Raw genomic sequence first — 21,129 nt, 5'->3', positions numbered from 1 at the left:
AAAGATTGTATCATGATCTTATTTACGAGTTACTTTTGTTCTCTTGATAAAAGTAAAAGACCTAACAATATGAGAAATATGCCAAATCCTGAGTACAAAGAAAGCCGCTCTCCTAATAATAAAATTCCAAGGAGGCATGCTGTAAGAGGTTCGCTCAAGGAAAGAGTATATACTTTTGCTACTGGCACCAAAGTTAACCCAAGAGCAAAAAGTATATAGGGCAAAGCTGTAGCTATGGAGCCGAGATGAATAGCAACGAGAAGTCCTTGTATCTCCATGAGCCATGAAATATCATGAAATATCAATATGGGTGAAAGAATCAGTGCTCCGCAACAAAGGGTCATGGCTACTGTTTCCATAGCTCCGTGATAGCGTTGAATCTCCTTAATACCTATGCCGCAGAGGGCAAAGGCAAAGGAAGCGACGAGAGCCAATAAAACTCCCAAAGAGTTTGCTTTAACCCCTCCGCCTTTCCAAGATAGAAGTATACATCCGATGATAGCGAGAAGAGTTGAAAGATACCAATATGGGCTGGGTCTTTCTTTGAAAAAAATCATGCCAAGAAGGCCGGCAAAAGCTGGAGAACCTCCAACTGCCACCATTGTGCCCACAGCGACTCCCGTTATTCTGATAGCTGCAAAAAAGAAAGCCTGAAACCCAGCCATTCCAAGGGCTGCATAAAAGAGGCTGTGTAATGGCCATTTCCCTCTGAATCCCTGGAAACCTCGTGTGGCAAGAATATAAAGTAATAAAAAAATACCACCAAAAGTAATGCGAATAGCTCCGATAGTGAGAGGGGAAGCTTGTGAAGGAGCAAAAGCCTGAACTGTTCCTGATGTCCCCCAGAAAAGCCCAGCGAGAAGAACCAACATGCTCCCTTGCGTCTCTGTAGATAGTAAATTATACCTCATAAATTAAATCCCCTCCGAAAAAGCAATAAGAGGGTCTCATGGCTAGAGTGGCTCGACACGAGATCCTCTCCTTTTTTTAAATTTCAATAGGACTATCGTCCAAAGGGGGTTTGGTAGATGGGAAGACAAAGAGACTCATAAACATGAGTACGAAAGAGAAAAGAATCCCTGTGGACGTAGCATTTAGAATCCAAACGCCTTTGCCGCTATTTCCGAACTGCAAAAAGAGGGTAAGAAGAACCCCGCCAGCGGCGGAGAGGACGGCTCCTTTTTGAGATGCCTTATCGCAAAAAAGCCCTAAGAGCAGCGGTGCTGCAAGAGAAACACTCATAAGAGAGTAAAAAATTTGTAAAGCTGTGAGTATATTGGGAATCACAATTGCAAGAGCGACACCTACAACTCCACATATTAGTGTAACTCTTCTGCTGAATTTTAAAAGGTCTCGCTCCGAGAGATTGGGGTGGAAAAAAGTCTGGTAAATATCTTTGGAAATAGACGTGGTTAGCATATAAAGTACTGCGTCAGCAGTACTTACTTCTGCGGCAAAGATAGCGGCTAATGCCAGAGTCGATACAGCAAATGGCATCATTTCTTTCATAGCAGTAGGCAAAGCTAATTCTCTGTTGGTAAGATCGGGAAATGCGGCGAAAGCGCACATGCCGATCAACACTGGTAAGAAAGCAAAAATAAGCTGTACGATACCGTTTAACGCTGTACCTATCCGAATTGCCTGTTCGTTTTTAGCCCCGTATACCTTTCCGATAAGACCTGGAGAAATACAGAAAGAAGGGATAAGCATAAAAAGATATCCAATGATTGTCGTTGCACCAATTCCTTTCCAGGAAAAGAACTGTGCCGCAGCTTCCGACCCTAGTTTGGATGTAATGGCTGTTGTGAGACCATTACACCCTCCGACATACGAAAGGGCATAGGGAGCAGCTAATGAAAAACCGAGAAGAATAACTATAAGCTCTACAATATTGACGATAGCGGCGGAAAGAAGTCCCCCTGCGGCAAAATAGAGAGTTGTAACGCATGCACCAATAAGGATACCCCATATTTTGTCAATAGCAGCTACCACATTGAGGATCCACGCTATTCCAATGAGCTGCCCTGAAAACAAAGCGAGAGTTCCGATAGCCATCATTCCTGATATAAGTCCACGAAAAAATTTGCTGTAGCGGAGATCGAGGTAGTCTCCCAATGTATAAAGATTGTAGCGACAGGAAATACGCCAAATCTTAGGCCCTACTATATAGGCAAGAATCATAGACCCTATGCCGGCGCTGCCAATCCACCACCAGCTGGAAACGCCAAATTTGTATCCTATGCCAGCTACTCCCACTGTTGATCCAGCTCCCAAGTTTGCTGCAATAAGGGTTGTGAAGAGCAATCCCATAGATAATTGTCTCCCTGCAACAAAAAAACCGCCAGCGCCTTTAACTCGTTTGCCGATACACCATCCGATTGCAATGAGCAATAAAGCGTAAAGGACAATTGCTACTAAGTATCCATTCATGCCGTATCCTCCTCTTTTTTGTATGTGGTCTACGTGCATCTCAAGAGGTATCACGCAGAAGACCGTATTGTTTCAGAGAAGCTTTCAAAGGCGATGAAAGAGGCCTTGTCAATAGCAGTAGAAGTTATTAAGGTTACTTGTTTCTTGCAAACTTGTCTAGAAGTATGAAGTCCCTTTTTGAGAGTGGATATTGTTTCATAATATGGAATAGAATATTTTTATATGGAACATGTGTTTATGATTATATGTATGTATATATGCCTGTCAATAACGATTTATTTCCCATTCAGACTCAAAAAAATGTAAAATCGTGTCACTATACGTGAAAAATGATTCTAGCAATTACCACGATAATATGGATTGACAGAAATATATGTGCAAATATAATAGAGATGTATTCCACCTAGAAGTAAACGGTTTTGCATTATGGAATTCAAGAGAATCTTCGGCCCTAATCGTACCATGATTTCCATGAACGACTGAGGAGAAGAAATGTGAGAATAAATAATGTAAGCCACACTCTTTTATTATGTTCATATTTCACGTTTGCTCCTTTAAAAGTTCAGGGGGCAGCGTGCCCTTTCCGGTATTTGTTGATGAGTCTGCTTTATCTTGAGTCTCTTTTTGCCTTCGAACATATTTCCTCAAATGCTGTTAAGAGGAGGGGAGAAGATGTATAAAGATGTACTACGTTTCTTTGACGAAGAAGGCCTTGTCAAGTGTACCCAGAATTTAGTTCGTATTAATAGTGTTTTTGACCCAGATGTAGAAGGTGCAAATGAATCTCGGGTAACGGAGTATCTGGAAAAGCTACTTCATAAGGAAGGGTTTGAAGTCCATGTAGATGAAGTGATTCCAGGTCGCTCTAATGTCATAGCTTTTCTTCGAGGCAAAGAACCTGGCAAGACGCTTCTCTTCGAAGGACACCAGGATGTAGTTTCTATTGGAGACCCTCAGAAGTGGAAATATGATCCCTTTGGCGGAGAGATCGTCGAGGTAGATGGTAAAAAAAGAATGTATGGCCGCGGTACGAATGATACGAAAGGGAATACAGCTGCTGCCTTTTTTGCAGCGAAAACCATTAAAGACTCTGGAATTCCCTTTAAAGGCAATATACTTCTCTGCTTTCCCGTAGATGAAGAAGGCTCCATGATTGGCATCAAGGATTTTATAGAAAAGGGTTGGGCTGATGATGTGGATGGAGCTATTATTTGCGAACCTGAAGAGAAAAATCTATGTATTTTTCAAAAAGGGGCAATGCGAATCAAAGTTACCTTTCAAGGAGCGCAAGCCCATGGATGTATGCCTCTTTCTGGCGTAAATCCTAACTGGGCTCTCATGCGCTTTATCAATGAAATTAAACATCTCGAAAATTTTGAAAAGGACAGAGTGATGCGACACGACTATCTTGGATGGCCGAGCATTACTCCTACCATGATTAAAGCTCCCCTCGAGGGTGTAGCACAGATCAATGTCATTCCCGATGATTGTTATGTAACCCTTGATATCCGTACCGTTCCCAACCAGGATCACGAAGCTTTGGTACGACAAATTCAGGGCATTATTGATCGCCTTAGCCGTCAATATCCTGATGATTATGATCGCTTTGCAGCTTCCATAGAGATTATTGATGATAGGCCGTGGACAGAAGTTCCCAAAGAAGAACCGGTTGTAAAGGCCGTAGATTTTGCCTTTCGCGAAGTGATGGGCTCTGAACCTAAATATAACGGGGTCCCAGGAGCTACAGATGGCACGTTCCTGCAGATTCGGAAGGGCATTCCTGTAATTGTTACAGGGGCTGGCGATAGGGAAGTGCCCCATCATGTAGATGAATGGGTTGAGCTTGACGACCTGATTGAAGCAGGGAAGATCTATACGCTGGCAGCCCTCTACTATTTAAACGAATAATAAATATATATACATTATTAATACCAAGAATAAACTTTATTTTTGTGTAGAATACGAATATGAATAGGGGGAATTCACGATGGCAAAAGTAACAATTCAGAAATTGAAAGAAATGAAGGATAAGGGCGAAAAAATATCTATGGTTACAGCTTATGACTATGCTCAGGCTGTTTTGGTAGAGAAGGCGGGAATCGAAATTATTCTCGTAGGCGATTCCCTGTCCATGACTATATTGGGCAATGAAGGAACAGTCCCTCTTACTACAGATGAAATGGTAGCTCACATCAAACCGGTAGTAAAGGGAGCTCCCACTCCTATGATCGTAGGCGATATGGTTTTTGGCTCTTACAACGAAAGCATCTCTCAGGCTATTCATAGCGCCAATCGCCTTATGAAAGAAGGCGGGTGCGACGTAATCAAGCTTGAAGGCGGTCGCCCGGAAGTAGTTTCTGCCATTGTGGAAGCCGGTATTCCTGTTCAGGGTCATATCGGTCTTACCCCCCAGACTGCTTCTATGCTTGGCGGATTTAAGGTGCAGGGAAAGAGCCTTGAAGCGGCTCAAAAGATTGTTGATGATGCTAAGGCTCTCGAGGATGCCGGTGCTTTTTCCATCGTTGTAGAGTGTGTTCCCGAAGAACTTGGTCGAGCTATTACCGAAGCCGTTTCAGTGCCAGTTATCGGTATTGGCGCTGGTCGTTACACAGATGGCCAGGTCCTTGTTTTCCACGATATGCTGGGACTTTTCGACAAGTTTTTGCCTAAATTTGTAAAACAGTACGCTCAGATTGGTGATGAGATTGTTAAAGCCCTTGGGGAGTATAAAAATGACGTTCGCAGTGGTGGCTTCCCCAGCGATGAGTTTGTTTTTGGCGGTTTAACTCGGGAAGATTTGAAGGATCTGCGTAAATAACTGAAGAGGTGAAAGGTAATGAAAATAGCAGTACTTGGCTCAGGAGCCATGGGGTGTCTCTATGGCGGGAAGTTGGCCGAAGCAGGTCTTGATGTCACCCTCATTGATGTTTGGAAAGAGCATGTTGATGCTATTAATGCCCACGGCCTTTCTGTGGAAGGTATTGGTGGCGATAGAGTAATAAAAAATATTAAAGCAGTAACAACACCTGAAGAGGTTAAAGAGTGCGATCTGCTTATTGTTTTCGTGAAAGCTACCCTTACCTCTCAAGCTATGGAAAGCGCTCGGTGTATTATGGGGCCTCATACGAGTGTTTTAACCCTCCAGAATGGCTTGGGAAATGTTGAAAAAATTAGCGCTGTAGTGGGCAAAGAAAAAGTTATTGCTGGCGTAACAGGTCATGGGTCTACACTTCTTGGACCGGGTAAAATTCGCCATGCGGGGCAGGGGAATACTGTCATTGGCGAGTTGGATGGTAAGATTGACGAAAGGTTAGAGGCGGTAGGTTCCGTTTTAGAAAAGGGAGGTTTTTCCGTAACCCTTTCCAATAATGTTATGGGGCTTATTTGGGGAAAACTCATCGTTAATATTGGCATTAATGCCCTCACAGCTGTTACTGGCCTGAAGAATGGGCGTCTTGTAGACTTTCCTGAAACGGAAGAGCTCCTTTGTGGCGCTGTAGAGGAAGCCATGGCCGTTGCTAAAGCAAAAGGAATCTCATTAGAAATAGGCGATCCGGTGGAACATACCAAAAAGGTAGCGCGTCTTACAGCAGAAAACCGGTCTTCCATGCTTCAGGATGTTTCCAATAAACGAAAAACAGAGATAAGTGTTATTAATGGGGCAGTGGTGGAAGAAGGGGTTCAATACGGAGTTCCAACGCCGATAAACAAGGTGTTGTATAACCTCGTTTCGGTGAAGGAAAAAACATATAACGAAGTCTAAAGGGGGATCTACTTTGAAACAGTGGCGTTTTGAAAGCAGATTTTTTGTTGTTGTTGGGCTTTTATTGTGCACTCTGGCGATGTTTATGAGTGAACCGGCGATGGCGGCCAAGTATTCCTTCAAATTAGGACATTCCGTAAGCGATCAGCATCCATATCACCTCGGCGCTGTTCGTTTTAAAGAAATAGTGGAGAAAGAAACTAATGGAGATATAGAGATCAATCTCTTTCCTAACAACCAGCTTGGAACTGGAGAGAGAGATCTTGTAGAGGGGATGCAGATTGGCACTGTCGATATGGTAGTGTCTTCCACAGGCCCTATGAGCGGTTTTGAGAAAAAATTCATGATCTTCGATTTCCCATTCCTCTTCAAAGACAAAAACCATGCTTACGCCACTCTTGATGGAGAGATTGGGCAATATATTATGGGGCTTCTTGAGAAGCAGGGTCTTAAAGGTTTAGCGTGGTATGAAAATGGGTTCCGCCACCTTACTAACTCGAAGCGACCTGTAAATACTCCAGAAGATGCCAAGGGGCTTAAGCTGAGAACTATGGAAAATAAGGTTCAGATGGCGATCTGGAAGGCTCTTGGCGCTGATCCTACTCCTATGGCGTGGGGAGAAGTTTTTACAGCCCTGCAGCAAGGGACAGTAGATGGACAGGAAAATCCCATTCCGATTCTCTTCACCCAGAAGATCTATGAAGTGCAAAAATATGCTTCTCTGACAGGCCACGTTTTCTCTCCGTCTATGCTTCTTATGAGCAAATCTCGCTTTGACAAGCTGTCGAAAGAATATCAGGACGTTATATTGAAGGCAGCTCAGGAATCTGCCGTATACGAACGAGAGCAAATCACGAAGATGGAAGACGAACAGATTACAAAGCTAAAGGAGCTCGGAATGGAAATTAATGAGCCAGATAAAGCTGCTTTCCGCGAAGCAACAAAATCTGTTTACGATGAGTTCCGCGGAGAACTTGGTGACGACGCGAAACTTCTCGATCAGATTCTAGCTGCTAATTAAAGCTATTCACTACTGCCCTGGGGAGGGGCAATTGTGCCCCTCCCCTTTTTCCTTTTGGCCTTGTAGAAAGGGTGTTGTGGTGCTATGAAAAAGTTATTAGACGGAGTAAACCGAGCCGTTGAATATGTAGTAAGTATCATGCTTCTCGTAATGGTTATCGTTGTATTTCTTCAAGTCATCTTCCGGTTTGTTCTTCATTCATCTCTGCCATGGTCTGAAGAGCTGTCCCGATATATTCTCGTGTGGATCTCTTTTTTGGGAGCCAGTATTGGAGTCAGGCGTGGAGCTCATATTGGAGTGGAAGCCGTTACAAACTTGCTTCCTTATGGCTTGAAAAAAGGAGTCTCCTTTCTCGCCACTCTTTGTGCAACGGTATTTTTTGTCCTTATGGTTGTTTATGGATATAAGATTCTTTCTATAGTAAGGGGGCAATTGTCCCCTGCTATGGAGATATCCATGGCTATTCCCTACTCTTCCGTATTTGTCGGTGGAGCCCTTATGTTCCTCTATTCCATTGATGAGGCTATTGCTATTGTGACAGGAAGAAAGGATGTATCCCAATGACTACTATCCTTTTTGCCAGTATGCTTCTCTTTTTTATGATGAACGTTCCCATTGCTATTGCTATAGGCTTGTCATCTGTTGCGGCTATCTTTTTTTCAGGATCAGTGCCTCTCATAGTGCTTGTGCAGAAAATGTTCACTGCTACAGATTCTTTCCCTCTCATGGCCGTTCCATTCTTTATTCTTGCCGGTTCTCTTATGGAGTTTGGCGGCATATCCAGGAGGCTTGTAGATTTTGCCAACTCTATAGTAGGGCGTTTTTCAGGAGGACTTGCCTTTGTGGCTATTATTGCCAGTATGTTTTTCGGAGCTATCTCCGGTGCAGCGGTAGCTACAGTGGCAGCTATTGGAACCATCCTTATCCCGGCTATGGTAAGACGAGGGTACGATAAACCTTTTGCAACAGCTGTACAGGCTACGGCTGGAACTTTGGGGGTCATGATTCCTCCCAGTATCCCCATGATTATTTACGGTGTCCTTACAGGAGTCTCTATAGGAGCACTCTTTATGGGCGGAATTCTTCCTGGCATTCTTGTGGGTTTTTCTCTTATGTTTGTGGCATGGCTTATCTCCAGGAAGAAGGGGTATAGGGGAGACGAAAAAGCTTCCTTAGGTAAAATTTTCGGGACGTTTAAAGAGGCCATTTTGGCTCTTTTAATGCCTGTCATTATTTTAGGGGGTATCTACGGGGGCGTCTTTACCCCTACAGAAGCGGCAGTGGTAGCCGTAGTCTACGGTTTTATTGTAGGCTTCTTCGTTTATAAAGAATTGAATATAAAACAGTTGAAGGATATTTTTGTTACCACTGTTATTGGTACGGCTATGATTATGTTCATTATCGCTACTTCCTCTGTCTTTAGCTGGATTCTTACCGCCCAGCAAGTGCCTCAGGCGGTGGCATCGGCAATTCTTTCCATATCAAAGAGCCCTGTTATCATTCTGTTGCTTATTAACTTGTTGCTTCTTTTCATAGGGACATTTATGGAAACGGTGGCAGCTATTATTATCCTAGTACCTGTTTTGCTTCCTGTGGTCACTCAGATTGGCATGGACCCTCTCCATTTTGGAATCGTACTGGTTGTTAACCTTGCTATAGGCATGGTAACGCCACCTTTGGGTGTATGTCTTTTCATAGGATGCAGCATTGCTGATATTAAGCTTGAAGATATCACAAAAGCTGTCTGGCCATTTATTCTTATTATGGTAGTAGATGTGCTTCTCCTTACGTACCTGCCTTGTATTTCTACAATCGTTCCTAAACTTGCAGGACTCTATTAACAGAAAGGTGCATATGCATCCTTCAGGCTCTCTCTTTTATGAGAGAGCCTTTTTTTGTGGTATTATTTCATGGGTTGTCTTCAGATCCCCTTTCTAAACATTTTCAACAAAGGCCCCTATAAGTGACAGAAAAGAAATGAGAAGGAGAGAATAAAATTGAGATATGACGTGGTCATAGTGGGTTCTGGCCCTGCCGGGATCTTTGCGGCCATTGAATTGGTAAAAGATCAAAAGAAAGTTCTTATTGTGGATAAAGGGAAGGTCATTAAAGATAGACGATGTCCTATTCTTGAGGGGCGTTCTTCAGTCTGCGTAAACTGTGATTCCTGCAACATTGTTTCTGGATGGGGTGGGGCAGGTTCTGCTTCTGATGGGAAGCTGACATTGACCACAGGTTTTGGTGGGAACCTAGAAGAATGTATAGGTGAAGATGCCCTTGAAGAACTGATCCGTTATGTGGACGATACCTTCGTCCATTTCGGTGCTGATAAAAAATATTATGAGCCTTCAGGAGAAATAGTAAAAGAGACTATCAGGAAGGCAGCAAGCAAGGGAATTAAAATTATCCCTGCCCGTATTCGACATATAGGAACTGACGCTTCCCGTATGGTCCTCAATAATATGTATGAAGAACTAAAGGACAAGTGCGATATTCTTATGAATACGGAAGTAAAAGAGATAGTGGTACGAAACGGCGTTGCCGAAGGTATTCTTCTTGAAGATGGAAGACAAATTGAGGCAGATTCTGTGATCCTTGCTCCAGGAAGAGAGGGGAGTTCGTGGCTTGAGGGTATTGTCAATCGCTATAATCTCTCCATTGCTTCTATGCCTGTGGATATTGGGGTTCGAGTGGAAGTGCCTGACAGTATTTGCGAAGATCTTACCCGACATTTTTATGAGGTCAAATGCTTATACAATACCCCTACTTTTGATGATCGTTGCCGCACTTTTTGTATGAACCCATCGGGTTTTGTGGTCCATGAATATAATAAAGCGCATGATCTTGTAACGGTAAACGGCCATAGCTTAAAGAACGTAAAGTCTAAAAATACGAATTTTGCTGTATTGGTGACGAAGAACTTTACCCAACCCTTTAATAATCCCATCGGTTACGCTACCCATATTGCAAAACTTGCTAATATGTTGGCGGGAGGAGGCATCCTTGTACAGCGTCTTGGTGATTTACGGGATGGTCGACGCTCTACGGAAGCTAGGATTGCCAGAGGAATGGTTCATCCTACAGCGAAAGCTCAGCCCGGAGACCTCAGTCTCGTGCTCCCTCATCGTTTCCTTACTGATATTGTGGAATTTATAGAGGCACTGAATATTATTATGCCGGGGATCAATATGAACGATACCCTTCTCTATGGTGTAGAAATAAAATTATATTCCTTGCGGTTAGAACTGAAGAGTTCTTTGGAAACGCCAGCAATTCGCCACCTCTATATGGCTGGTGATGGCGCAGGGGTCAGTCGAGGTATTATCCAGGCGGCAGCGAGTGGAGTTGTGGCCGCTCGTTCTATAATTTTCGAAAATAAATAAGCAAATAAAAGGCTCCGACTAGATAATATGGTCGGAGCCTTTTCTATCGTATATATGTAATGGTGTTTTGTTTCCTTCTCGGAGCACTATAGAGATGATCAGGGCTTTTGTATCCTACGGCTATAGAATAAAAAGGTTCATAGCCCTCTGGTATACTTAATTTTTGAAGTTCTTCCTTCGTAGCTGTAACGAAGAAGAGCCCTGTAAAACCGATCCAGCATGTTCCAATACCAAGAGATTCCGCCGCTAATAGTATATTTTGAATGGCCGCCGAACAATCCGCTATTGGCTTAAGTAATGCCTCTCCTCCTGTCTTTCCAGAAACGACTATGACAGTTGGAGCGTTATAAAACACATGGAACCCTTCACGTTCCCCCATTTTACGAACCCATTCAAGACGTGACGTCTTCATCATGGCAATAGTTTTTTCGCTCATCATATCGATAAGCTCTTCCTTTTGTATAACACTAAAATGCCATGGCTGTTCATTATGAGCACTTGGAGCCCAAACTCCCGCTTCAAGAATAAGGGAGAGCTCTTCGTCTCGAATTTGCTGCGGTAAATATCGCCGAATACTTCTTCGATTTTTGATAGTTTCTAGTACGAGATTCATCTCTATCTCTCCTTTCTATTTCCTGTTGTAAGAACATTATTATAGACCACAACACTATAAACATTGTGTATGGGTAGACATTAACATAGAACCCTTACTACAACTTGTGTAAATATTCTAAATAGCTCAAGAAGTGGGTGACCCCATGACTGTTGATCTTTCTACTTCATTTTATATGGAGATAGAGTTAAAGAACCCAGTGATAGTAGGGGCGAGCGGAATGACGTCGAACATTCAAAACATTTGAGAAATAGAGGCTGTAGGAGTGGGCTCAATATGTTGATATTCTTATGAAGCATGAGTCTCTCTTCTTGCCACATCCGAAAATTTAAAGGATAAAGAGGCGAAGCAGGGACTCCCTTGCAGAGGAGTCCCTGCTTTTATATTTTGAGCGTAATGTGCAGAGTTCTAATCTCGAGCGGTGGAAGAAAAGGCTTCAGTACTTAAATATTTGTCTCCTCTGTCACAGGCAATAGTGACTATAATTTCCTCAGGGGAGACTTTTTTTGCCACTTCCATAGCAGCCCAGATATTAGCTCCTGTGGATATGCCGCAAAAAAGCCCATGTCTTCGAGCAAGCCATTGAGTTGTATCGAGAGCGGCTTCATCTTCCACAGGAAGAACTTTAGTGAGAAGTTCTCGCCGAAGAGTTCCGGGTATAAACCCTGCTCCAATTCCCTGTATTTTATGAGAACCAGCAGGTTTACCGCTTAATACAGCACTATGAGCAGGTTCCACCCCTACAACTTCCATTTCGGGATAACATGTTTTCAACAAAGCGGCTGTCCCAGACAGAGTCCCCCCTGTCCCTATCCCTGCAACAAAAGCAGCTATAGAATGTCCATTTAAATCAGAAAGAATTTCTGGCCCAGTAGTGATACGATGAGCCCAAGGGTTCCCCGGGTTATTAAACTGATCTGGCATATACGCTCCTGGTATTTCTTTTAGAATCTGTTGAGCCAAAGAAATAGCCCCTCTCATTCCCCCTTGAGCAGGGGAGAGCTGGAGATCAGCCCCATAGGCACGGAGCACCGATCGACGTTCTATGGACATGGATTCAGGCATTGTAAGAATAACGCGGAGGCCTAACGCCTGACCGAGCAAAGCTAATGCTATGCCCGTGTTTCCCGAAGTGGGTTCTACGAGAGTTGTGTTTGAGTGTAGCAGCCCCTTTCCCTCCGCATATCGGAGCATTCCCCAGGCAGCTCTGTCTTTCACAGATCCTCCGATATTTGTTCCCTCCAGTTTTATGGCTATAGCGCCACCTTTTTCTATAGGCCTGAACATATAAAGAGGAGTATGCCCTATAAGGTTGCGCAACGCTATTTTATCTGTGCGAAAGATCATTATTATGCTGCCTCCTTCGTATTATTTTTTAGTATGGCTAATTCTTTCTCTAAAATTTCTATTCTTTTCAGAAGATCTTCTTGAACCATTGTGTGCCGTATCTTTCGGTGATATTGAAGTGCCATGCCTGGAATACCTACGATAGTTGTTCCTGGAGGAACATCTGTTACCACCACGCTGCCAGCGCCGATTTTAGCTCCTTCCCCCACTGTAATATTCCCTAAAAGGCAGGCTCCTGCCCCAATCATGACGTTATCGCAGACGGTAGGATGACGTTTCCCGCGCTCTTTTCCTGTCCCACCAAGAGTTACACTGTGATACAGAGTCACATTGTTGCCTATAACCGCTGTCTCTCCTATAACGATCCCCATGCCATGATCGATAAAAAATCCCTTCCCGATAATGGCGCCTGGGTGAATTTCAATGCCGGTAAGCCATCTCATAATTTGGCTCAAGAGCCTTGGTAGAAGAGGTATGTGCAGCTGAGCGTGAAGAAAATGTATAAGTCGATGGGCCATAATGGCGTGAAGACCTGGATAGCATAAAAATACTTCCATCCATCCTCCCACTCCTCCTTTAAAGGCGGGATCATTTTGGGGTATTGCCTGAACATCAGCCTTGAGTGTCTCCCAAGCTGATTGTAAAAAACTATTTTTTCTCATTTTCTGACACCTCCTGGAAATGATCTGTCTACATTTACAGGTACACGGACAATCTATTTCCATAGGCATCACTTCCTCTCTCAATAAAAAAACGGGCTCGCCCTTTCAGGCAAACCCGTTGTAATTTTTCCCATCATTTCACCATATAAAGCGAATGAAATTATAGAGTCGTAGCGAATTTTTGAGGCCACAACGGGACATATGTCCACCGCAGCCTTCTCTACACGCTACGGGGGATGGTTAAATCATCCTCCCACAACAACAGAACAACGTTACTCCATGTTGACTCATAACAGCAATCGCTCCTCTCATAAAATTTACTATACGAAAGCCTATCTTTTTTGTCAAGTTTATTTTCCCTGTCTCTTGTAGATGGGGCAGAGTTTCGTTCCGTTTACGTAGGTCCAGTGAAATAGAAATTTCTCTGACTATTTCGGCACACAAAGGTGACGCAGAAACAATATTTTCCCAGCCCCGTTGATAGTTTACTTTTCTACTTCGAGAAGAAAACCTTTTAAATAGTGAGTCTCTGGAATTTCAAGAGAGACAGGGTGATCTTCTGGCTGTTGCCCTTCTCTTATTAACCGGACGCGTTGCTGTAAATCATGGGCCGCATCTTGGAGGACTTCGGCAAGCATGTCTCTGGAGAATGCGTGACTACAGCAAAGGTAGAGCAGTACGCCTGAAGGGCGCAAAAGCCGATAAGCTCGAAGGGCTAATTCCTTGTATCCTCGACGAGCTGATTCTATTTGTGCTTTTCCTGGAGAAAAAGGCGGTGGATCCATAATAATGACATCGAAGAGGCTATGTTCCTGTTCTATCTTTCGTAACTCGTCGAAAGCATTGTTATGTCGAAAATCTACTGCATCTGGAGAAAACTTATTAAGTGTCAAGTTTTCCTTATAAACTTGAAGGGCCTCCTCCGATTGTTCAACAGCCACTACTGAATGCGCTCCCCAGTGGAGTGCATGAAGGCCGAAATGGCCTTGGAAAGAAAAACAATCTAATACGCGAGCCCCACATGCAACTTCTTTAAAAAGAGAAGGAAAGGAACGCACATCAAGATAGAGCCCTGTCTTCTGACCAGCCAGAGGATAGACTCGTTCTGTAACATTTCCCAACATGATATCTACATTCCCATTCGAGGGTAGTTCTCCCCATAAAAGACGATTCTCTCTGGGAATTCCTTCCTGCTCTATATATCGCACGTCATTTTTAAGAACAACAGCCTGAAGGGGGAGAAGGTCTAAAAGAGAGTCAAGAACAACCTCCTTATGACGATACCACCCTGCTGAAAGAAGTTGTATTGATGCCACGGGACCATAAATGTCCACAATAAGGCCTGGTAGTTCATCGGACTCGCTGTGTATAAGACGAAAAGCTTGTCCCTCAGCTATCCATCGCTTACGAAGGGCCAGGCTTTTTTCGAATCGTGAAGTGAGAAGCGCTTTAAGGTCTGGTCGTTGAGGAGCAAAAGACAGCACTCTCATACAAAGGGCGCCAGGGCTCCAGAATCCCCAGGCTACAGTTTGAGATCGATTATTGAAAAGGGGTATCAAATCTCCTGGCTTCGATAGAGGAAGAGTGGAAAGATGACCTTTGAAAATCCAGGGGTGTCTACGGGTAATGCGGTCTGATCCTTTCCTATTTAAAACAGCCCCGCTTTCTTTAGTCATGGTGCGTTCACCTCTTTAAGTAAGTATAGCTATTTTATCACCGGGAGAGCGGGGAAAAAGCATCCCCGCCCTTCACCCGTTTGATGCTCAAACTAAAGGCGAGATTCTGGATTGTAACTTTGAAGTTTCGAGAGATTCCTTGAAACCCGCGCCCAGTAAACAGACGATGGGCCGCCATAATATCGGCCCAAGGCTTTTTCAGGAGAGCCATAAGCTCGAAGATATCTGGAAATAAGAAGACATCCTGCAGCGATCCCCTGCTCTGGAAGAAGAAGCTCGTCTTCTCCTCGTATCCCATTAGCGCGTAACAGGTTAGAGTGAATTTTCCACATAACCTGCATAACGCCAGCGGCACCGTAAGCGCTTCGCGCTAAGGGATTAAAGTGGCTTTCGGTGTTGGCTACAGCTACCACCAAATCCAATGGAGCCCCATATTTGGTGGAGTATCTCAAAAATGCAGCGGCTTCCCGTGCTGCTATTTCTCTCGAAATGGCCGGATTTTGTTTCTGAATGAAACGTGCGAGCATACCCATTGTTTCTAAATAATCTTGGGTGGTCTCGGAAAGAACCAGAAATGGTTTTACATGATTGGGCAAAGATTGGGAGAAATGGCTGGTCATAAATCGACCTATCTGGTAAAAAGAAGCAGTTGCAGGTTCATGAGTCCAATCTTTAAGTTGTATCTTCTCAGGTTGCATCGTTCCTTTCCTGCGTAAATGGAGGTGCAAATGGCGGTAACCAGTGGTAAATGCAACGAGCCCGGCCACGGAGAGCAGCAGAACAGCGAGGATTGTATGTGTAATTCCTTTCCTCATGCTGTGTCCCCTCCTTTCAAAGTACAGAAAAATTAAACGCCTTTCATAGAAGCTCTACGAAAGGCAATAAGAAATTATAACGATGAAGGGGATCTGCGCAACTTTTGTAGCTCTTAATTAATTTTAAGTTTTGTTTTGTAGGGTTTTTTCTCTTTGCGTGAATACTATAATTAAGTCAGAAAATATGGTAGAAAGAAGGAAAACGAATAAAGAAAAATAGTACAAAGAGTAAAGGTATAACGTATGTAGTATAATTTATACATATTTGGGCGAAGCTATCCTAGACATACATATGAATAGAATAGTTTATCATGAGAACATGACAATAGGAGGCTAGAAAGTTCAATATGAGACTTTTAACGTTTAGAGGAGGCGTTCATCCTCCCGATAACAAACATTGGACGGCAGATAAACAGATAGAAGATCTATTGCCTAAAGGTGATCTGGTGTTTCCTATGTCTCAACATATTGGGGCGCCGTGTATGCCAGCAGTGAAGAAAGGCGATTATGTGCATGTAGGGCAAAAAATAGGAGAGCCTCAGGGGGATTTTTCTGTTCCAGTGATTTCAAGCGTATCGGGAACAGTGAAAGACGTAACGTTTATGCCCACACCGTCGGGCACAGACATAATGTCTGTAGTGGTAGAGAACGACTATAGATATGAAGAGGAATCCCCTCTTTCTCCTCGAGAGTATAAGGGGCTTTCTCCTGATGAATTAAGAGCCATGATCCGAGACGCTGGAATTGTCGGAATGGGAGGTGCATGTTTCCCTGCCCATATAAAACTTTCCCCCCCTCCTCACTGTACTATTGATCGCATTATTATTAACGGGTCGGAGTGCGAGCCGTATCTTACCTCCGATTATCGATTAATGCTTGAACATAGTGGCGAAATAGCGGAAGGAGCGAAAATTCTTCTCCAGATTTTCCCTACCGCGGAGTTGATTTTAGCCATAGAAGATAATAAACCCACAGCTATTCAGAAAATGTCCGAGGCTTTTAAGGGAATCCCCAAGGTGTCGGTTGTAGCTTTGGAGACGAAATACCCTCAAGGCGGGGAAAAACAGCTTATTTGCGCCACAACCGGTCGTGAAGTTCCATCTGGTAAACTTCCTGCCGATGTAGGGTGTGTTGTGAGCAATATCTGTTCTGTGTACGAGATTCGCCATGCAGTAGTTATGGGGAGATCTACCTTAACGAGGATTGTAACTGTATCAGGAGATGCTGTTGCTACACCTAAAAACATACGGGTTCGGTTAGGCACATCTTTTAGAGAGCTTGTAGATGCAGCGGGTGGTTTTGTCAAAGATCCTGTAAAAGTACTGGCGGGGGGTCCTATGATGGGCCTTTCGGTGAACAGTCTTGACATTCCTGTTATTAAGGGAACATCGGGGATTGTGGCCCTTACTGAGAAAGCGATACAACTCTACGAAGAGTATCCCTGTATTCGTTGTGGCCGGTGTGTAGAGGCATGCCCTATGGGACTTCTTCCTTTTAAGCTCAACGCCTTGTCGTTGAGAAATGAGTATGACGCTTTTAAAGAAAATGGTGGAATGAACTGTATCGAATGCGGTTCCTGTTCTTTTATGTGCCCCTCTAAGCGCCATTTGGTGCAATCCTGTCGAGAGGCGAAAAGATCCGTCATCGCAGCGATGAGAAGAAAGGGGTAGCTTGTGTCATGGCAGAAAAAAAACTAATGGTCTCATCTTCGCCGCACTTGCGATCTTCTGACACTGTTCAGACCATTATGAGAGATGTTCTTATTGCTTTAGCGCCAGCAGTTGTGGCGGCATTTTATTTCTTTGGAGCAGATGCTTTATGGGTTATTGCCGTATCAGTGGCTTCCTGCGTTTTTTCAGAAGCCTTGTGGCAAAAACTTTTGGGGAGACCTCAGACTATTGGAGACCTGAGCGCCATAGTTACCGGCGTTTTGTTGGCCTTTAATCTGCCCTCCTCTGTTCCCCTTTGGTTGCCCGCAATAGGCGGTGTCTTTGCCATGATTGTGGTAAAGCATTTTTTCGGGGGCATTGGTCAGAATATAGTGAACCCTGCCCTAGCCGCAAGGGCTGTTCTCTTGGCGTCATGGCCCGTTGCTATGACCACATGGACAATCGACGGGGTTACCACTGCGACTCCCTTGGCTCTTCTCAAAGAAGGGAGCGTAAGTGCGTTGCCCCCTCTCTTTGATGTTTTTGTAGGGCACGTGGGAGGCTGTCTTGGTGAAACTTCAGTAGTGGCACTTCTCCTTGGAGGAGCATATCTTCTCTATCGTCACGTTATTAGTTGGCATGTTCCTGTTGTGTATATAGGTACCGTTTCGATTCTTACCTTGGTACTTGGACGGCAGGGTTTTATGTCAGGAAATCCTTTGTATGAGATGTGTTTAGGCGGGCTTATGCTTGGAGCTATTTTTATGGCTACGGACTATACCACTTCTCCCATGACGAAAAAAGGTCAAGTTATTTTTGCCTTGGGATGTGGCCTTCTTACTACTCTTATTCGTCTTTATGGCGGGTATGCCGAGGGAGTATCGTATTCTATCCTCATTATGAACCTCTTTGTTCCTCTTATAGATAGAATTACGATTCCCCGGATTTTTGGAGAGGTGAGATAGGTGAAAAAAATACTGAAACTCGGAACGATCCTTTTCGTTATTACAGCCATTGCTGGTATACTCCTTGGTTGGGTTCATGAAGTTACAAGGGAACCTATTGCCCGTCAACTTCAAAAAGAGAAAGTAGAAGCGATGAGAGCCACTCTTCCCATGGCGGAAGATTTCCGTCCTGTAGACATATCTTTTCCATCAGATAGTTTTATTCGCGAAGTCAACGGTGGCTACAAAGGGGAAGAATTAGTTGGATACGACATTAAAGTAACACCAAAGGGATATGGCGGCATTATAGAACTTATGGTAGGAATTAGTATGGATGGTCGCATTCAGGGAATTCGTATCCTATCCCATGGAGAAACTCCAGGGTTGGGGGCTGAATCTGTGAAGCCTGCTTTTTCCGGCCAGTTTGCGGGAAAACCGGCAGTTGAACTTTCTGTGGTGAAAGATACACCGGCGAGAGAAGAAGAAATTCAGGCCTTGACTGGTGCCACCATTACGTCCAAAGCAATAACTTCAGCAGTAAATCAGGCTGTAGCTCTCTTCCATGCGAGCCTGAAAGGAGGCGGAAAATAATGGGAGCTCTTTTCGAAAGACTTAAAAGTGGCATTGTTTCCAACAACCCTATTTTTGTTCAGGTTATTGGAATTTGTCCAACTCTCGCAGTCACATCCAGTGCTGAAAATGGCTTAGGAATGGGACTGGCTGCTACTGTGGTCCTCATGGGATCAAATTTGGTTATTTCTGCTTTGAAACGAATTATCCCAGATGAAATCCGAATCCCTGCGTTTATTATCATTATTGCCGCATTTGTGACGTTGATCCAGTTTTTCATGCAGGGCTTCCTTCCCTCCCTTAATAAAGCGTTGGGTATTTTTATTCCCTTGATTGTGGTCAACTGCATTATTCTTGGCCGTGCTGAAGCCTATGCCTCTAAAAATGGAGTCCTGTCCTCTCTTTTCGACGCTATTGGAATGGGGTTAGGTTTTACAGCAGCTCTTGTTATTCTGGGGTCTATTAGAGAGCTATTAGGGGTAGGAACTATTTTTGGCCTTCATGTTATGCCGGCAAGCTTCAAGCCAGCACTCGTTATTATTCTGGCTCCTGGCGGCTTCTTGGTGTTGGGTATTCTCATGGCGCTTATTAACCATGTCAATATAAAGAAGAAAAAGGCCAACGAACGAATCAGCCACTTTGCTGATGCCTAAGGCTGGAAGGATAGGAGAATAAAATGAGTTTTTTTGCTATTTTTATAGACGCTCTTCTTGTTCATAACATTCTATTGTCTCGATTCCTTGGAATTTGCTCGTTTCTTGGAGTCTCCAATAGCGTAAGTACTGCTGTGGGCATGGGATTGGCTGTCGTTTTTGTCATCACACTTTCTTCCATTATGACATGGATTGTGTATAATTTAATCCTTGTGCCTCTGAATATTACGTATCTTTCCACGTTAGCCTTTATTCTCGTGATTGCAGCATTGGTTCAGTTTGTAGAAATGGTCATTCGGAAAAAGTGGAGGGCGCTCTACTGGGCTTTGGGCATCTACCTTCCCTTGATTACGACAAACTGTGCTGTTCTTGGTGTGGCCGTAATTAATATGAACGAAGGCTATAGTTTAATGCAGTCGATAGTTCATGCTCTAGGCGCTTCTCTCGGCTACTTGCTTGCTATTGTTTTAATGGCAGGATTACGAGAGAGAATGGAGAATAATACGAACATGCCCGAAGCTTTGCGAGGGCTGCCCATTAGTCTTATTACGGCGGCTCTTATGTCCATCGCTTTTTTAGGGTTCAGCGGTTTGATTTAGGAGGGAACGTGGAATGTTGGATGCGATAGTTTATCCCGCCATAAGTCTTGGAGGATTAGGTCTCTTTTTTGGATTGTTGCTTGGTTTTGCAGCGAGAAAATTTGCAGTTCAAATTGACCCTAAAGTGGCTCAAATTCGAGATATTTTGCCAGGAGCCAATTGTGGTGGTTGTGGCTATGCTGGATGCGACGCATATGCGAGCGCTGTGGCTTCTGGCCAGACTTCTCCTGATCGTTGTAATGCTGGAGGTGCCGAAGTAGCTCGTAAAATTGCCGCTATTCTAGGGGTTGAAGTAGGCCCTTTCGTGCGACGCGTGGCTTTTGTGCGATGTGCTGGATCAAGGGAGAAAGCAAGGGAAATCTCTCTTTATGAGGGAGTGCTTGATTGCCGAAAGGCGACGATTGTTCCAGGTGGTGGTACGAAAGCCTGTAAAAATGGCTGCCTTGGTTTTGGAAGCTGCGTAAAGGCGTGCCCCTTTGATGCTATGTATATGGAGGATGGGGTCGCTAAGGTGGACGAAGACCGATGTACAGGATGTGGAGCCTGCGTGGCTGTTTGTCCAAGAAACGTGATTTCTCTCATCCCGGCGGCTTTGGCAGTGCGAGTTACTTGCAACTCTACCCAAAAAGGGGTAGGGGTGAAAAAAGTATGTGATGCAGGGTGTATTGGCTGTGGTCTCTGCTCTAAGGTCTGTCCCCCCCAGGCTATTACAATGAGAGATAATCTTCCTGTCATCGATCCCGATCTCTGTACAGGATGTACCTCATGCGCTATGAAGTGTCCGGTTGGGGCTATTTCTGTGCAGAACCTTGTAAAAGGTGAGGAGATGGCGGGATAGTTATTTAAGGGCAAAAATAAAAGATAAATATATAAAGAGGGCTGTCTTTTCAGACAGCCCTCTTTATATATAGTAAAATCTAATAACTGTTTATAAAAATTTGTTTTTCTATGCTTTAATATTAACTTCAGCTTCGATTGTAACTTCTACTTCTACTTCTACTTCT

General features: G+C 44.0%; 20 protein-coding genes. 13 read left to right on the top strand and 7 right to left on the bottom strand.

Annotation, left to right across the window (positions count from 1 at the left end; translation table 11 throughout):
- Positions 1-29: 29 nt before the first annotated feature.
- Both B4J50_RS04825 and B4J50_RS04820 read right to left on the bottom strand, forming a co-directional pair.
- Positions 30-911, bottom strand: a complete 882-nt coding sequence (locus tag B4J50_RS04825) for a DMT family transporter (protein ID WP_286847824.1) — start codon at positions 909-911, stop codon at positions 30-32.
- Between the two features lie 76 nt (positions 912-987).
- A complete protein-coding gene (locus B4J50_RS04820) occupies positions 988-2,430 on the bottom strand; it encodes a sodium:solute symporter family protein (protein WP_286847826.1) in 1,443 nt (480 codons plus the stop codon).
- A gap of 672 nt (positions 2,431-3,102) precedes the next feature.
- Between B4J50_RS04820 and B4J50_RS04815 the strand changes: the two genes are divergently transcribed.
- The 7 genes from B4J50_RS04815 to B4J50_RS04785 all read left to right on the top strand — a co-directional run bounded on the left by B4J50_RS04815 (position 3,103) and on the right by B4J50_RS04785 (position 10,597).
- Positions 3,103-4,338: a M20 family metallopeptidase gene (locus B4J50_RS04815; RefSeq protein ID WP_286847827.1), complete on the top strand. Its 1,236-nt coding sequence runs from the start codon at positions 3,103-3,105 to the stop codon at positions 4,336-4,338.
- A gap of 79 nt (positions 4,339-4,417) precedes the next feature.
- On the top strand, positions 4,418-5,248 hold the full coding sequence (gene panB, locus B4J50_RS04810) for a 3-methyl-2-oxobutanoate hydroxymethyltransferase (RefSeq protein ID WP_286953961.1): 831 nt from the start codon (positions 4,418-4,420) through the stop codon (positions 5,246-5,248).
- 18 nt (positions 5,249-5,266) lie between these two features.
- On the top strand, positions 5,267-6,193 hold the full coding sequence (locus B4J50_RS04805; protein ID WP_286847829.1) for a ketopantoate reductase family protein: 927 nt from the start codon (positions 5,267-5,269) through the stop codon (positions 6,191-6,193).
- A 13-nt stretch (positions 6,194-6,206) separates the two neighbouring features.
- Entirely contained in the window at positions 6,207-7,214 is a 1,008-nt protein-coding gene (locus B4J50_RS04800) for a TRAP transporter substrate-binding protein (RefSeq protein ID WP_286847830.1), read from the top strand.
- 84 nt (positions 7,215-7,298) lie between these two features.
- The gene (locus B4J50_RS04795) at positions 7,299-7,778 is read left to right on the top strand and encodes a TRAP transporter small permease (RefSeq protein WP_286847832.1); all 480 of its coding nucleotides are present in this window, start codon (positions 7,299-7,301) and stop codon (positions 7,776-7,778) included.
- The gene (locus tag B4J50_RS04790) at positions 7,775-9,055 is read left to right on the top strand and encodes a TRAP transporter large permease (RefSeq protein ID WP_024821165.1); all 1,281 of its coding nucleotides are present in this window, start codon (positions 7,775-7,777) and stop codon (positions 9,053-9,055) included. The genes B4J50_RS04795 and B4J50_RS04790 overlap by 4 nt, the downstream gene beginning before the upstream one ends.
- A gap of 156 nt (positions 9,056-9,211) precedes the next feature.
- Positions 9,212-10,597, top strand: coding sequence for an NAD(P)/FAD-dependent oxidoreductase (locus tag B4J50_RS04785; RefSeq protein WP_024821164.1), 1,386 nt, complete (start codon positions 9,212-9,214; stop codon positions 10,595-10,597).
- A 43-nt stretch (positions 10,598-10,640) separates the two neighbouring features.
- Here B4J50_RS04785 and B4J50_RS04780 read toward each other — a convergent pair whose 3' ends face one another.
- The 5 genes from B4J50_RS04780 to B4J50_RS04760 all read right to left on the bottom strand — a co-directional run bounded on the left by B4J50_RS04780 (position 10,641) and on the right by B4J50_RS04760 (position 15,710).
- Positions 10,641-11,210: a nitroreductase family protein gene (locus B4J50_RS04780; RefSeq protein ID WP_286847834.1), complete on the bottom strand. Its 570-nt coding sequence runs from the start codon at positions 11,208-11,210 to the stop codon at positions 10,641-10,643.
- Positions 11,211-11,618: 408 nt separating this feature from the next.
- A complete protein-coding gene (gene cysK, locus B4J50_RS04775) occupies positions 11,619-12,557 on the bottom strand; it encodes a cysteine synthase A (RefSeq protein ID WP_286847836.1) in 939 nt (312 codons plus the stop codon).
- 2 nt (positions 12,558-12,559) lie between these two features.
- Complete coding sequence (cysE, locus tag B4J50_RS04770) at positions 12,560-13,219, bottom strand: serine O-acetyltransferase (protein WP_286847837.1); 660 nt, start codon at positions 13,217-13,219, stop codon at positions 12,560-12,562.
- 485 nt (positions 13,220-13,704) lie between these two features.
- Positions 13,705-14,895 carry a class I SAM-dependent rRNA methyltransferase gene (locus tag B4J50_RS04765; protein WP_286847839.1) on the bottom strand — a complete coding sequence of 397 codons (1,191 nt, stop codon included), beginning with the start codon at positions 14,893-14,895 and terminating at the stop codon, positions 13,705-13,707.
- 92 nt (positions 14,896-14,987) lie between these two features.
- The gene (locus tag B4J50_RS04760; RefSeq protein WP_286847841.1) at positions 14,988-15,710 is read right to left on the bottom strand and encodes a transglycosylase SLT domain-containing protein; all 723 of its coding nucleotides are present in this window, start codon (positions 15,708-15,710) and stop codon (positions 14,988-14,990) included.
- 347 nt (positions 15,711-16,057) lie between these two features.
- Here B4J50_RS04760 and rsxC point away from each other — a divergent pair, with 347 nt between their 5' ends.
- From rsxC to B4J50_RS04730, 6 genes are read left to right on the top strand one after another with little or no spacing between them, the layout of a single operon-like run.
- Positions 16,058-17,380, top strand: a complete 1,323-nt coding sequence (gene rsxC, locus B4J50_RS04755; protein ID WP_286847843.1) for an electron transport complex subunit RsxC — start codon at positions 16,058-16,060, stop codon at positions 17,378-17,380.
- 8 nt (positions 17,381-17,388) lie between these two features.
- On the top strand, positions 17,389-18,324 hold the full coding sequence (locus B4J50_RS04750; protein ID WP_286847845.1) for an RnfABCDGE type electron transport complex subunit D: 936 nt from the start codon (positions 17,389-17,391) through the stop codon (positions 18,322-18,324).
- Positions 18,325-18,894 (top strand): RnfABCDGE type electron transport complex subunit G, encoded by a 570-nt coding sequence (locus B4J50_RS04745; protein ID WP_024821156.1) that lies wholly within the window; start codon positions 18,325-18,327, stop codon positions 18,892-18,894.
- Entirely contained in the window at positions 18,894-19,526 is a 633-nt protein-coding gene (gene rsxE / locus B4J50_RS04740; protein WP_286847847.1) for an electron transport complex subunit RsxE, read from the top strand. Before B4J50_RS04745 ends, rsxE begins: the two co-directional genes overlap by 1 nt.
- Before the next feature lie 23 nt (positions 19,527-19,549).
- The gene (locus tag B4J50_RS04735; protein ID WP_024821154.1) at positions 19,550-20,125 is read left to right on the top strand and encodes an electron transport complex protein RnfA; all 576 of its coding nucleotides are present in this window, start codon (positions 19,550-19,552) and stop codon (positions 20,123-20,125) included.
- Between the two features lie 13 nt (positions 20,126-20,138).
- The gene (locus B4J50_RS04730) at positions 20,139-20,963 is read left to right on the top strand and encodes an RnfABCDGE type electron transport complex subunit B (protein ID WP_286847848.1); all 825 of its coding nucleotides are present in this window, start codon (positions 20,139-20,141) and stop codon (positions 20,961-20,963) included.
- Positions 20,964-21,129: the final 166 nt, after the last annotated feature.

It is taken from the genome of Aminobacterium sp. UBA4908, assembly GCF_002398115.1.
In the GTDB taxonomy this organism is placed as follows: Bacteria; Synergistota; Synergistia; order Synergistales; family Aminobacteriaceae; genus Aminobacterium; species Aminobacterium mobile.
This window is presented reverse-complemented; position numbering and strand designations above follow the sequence as displayed.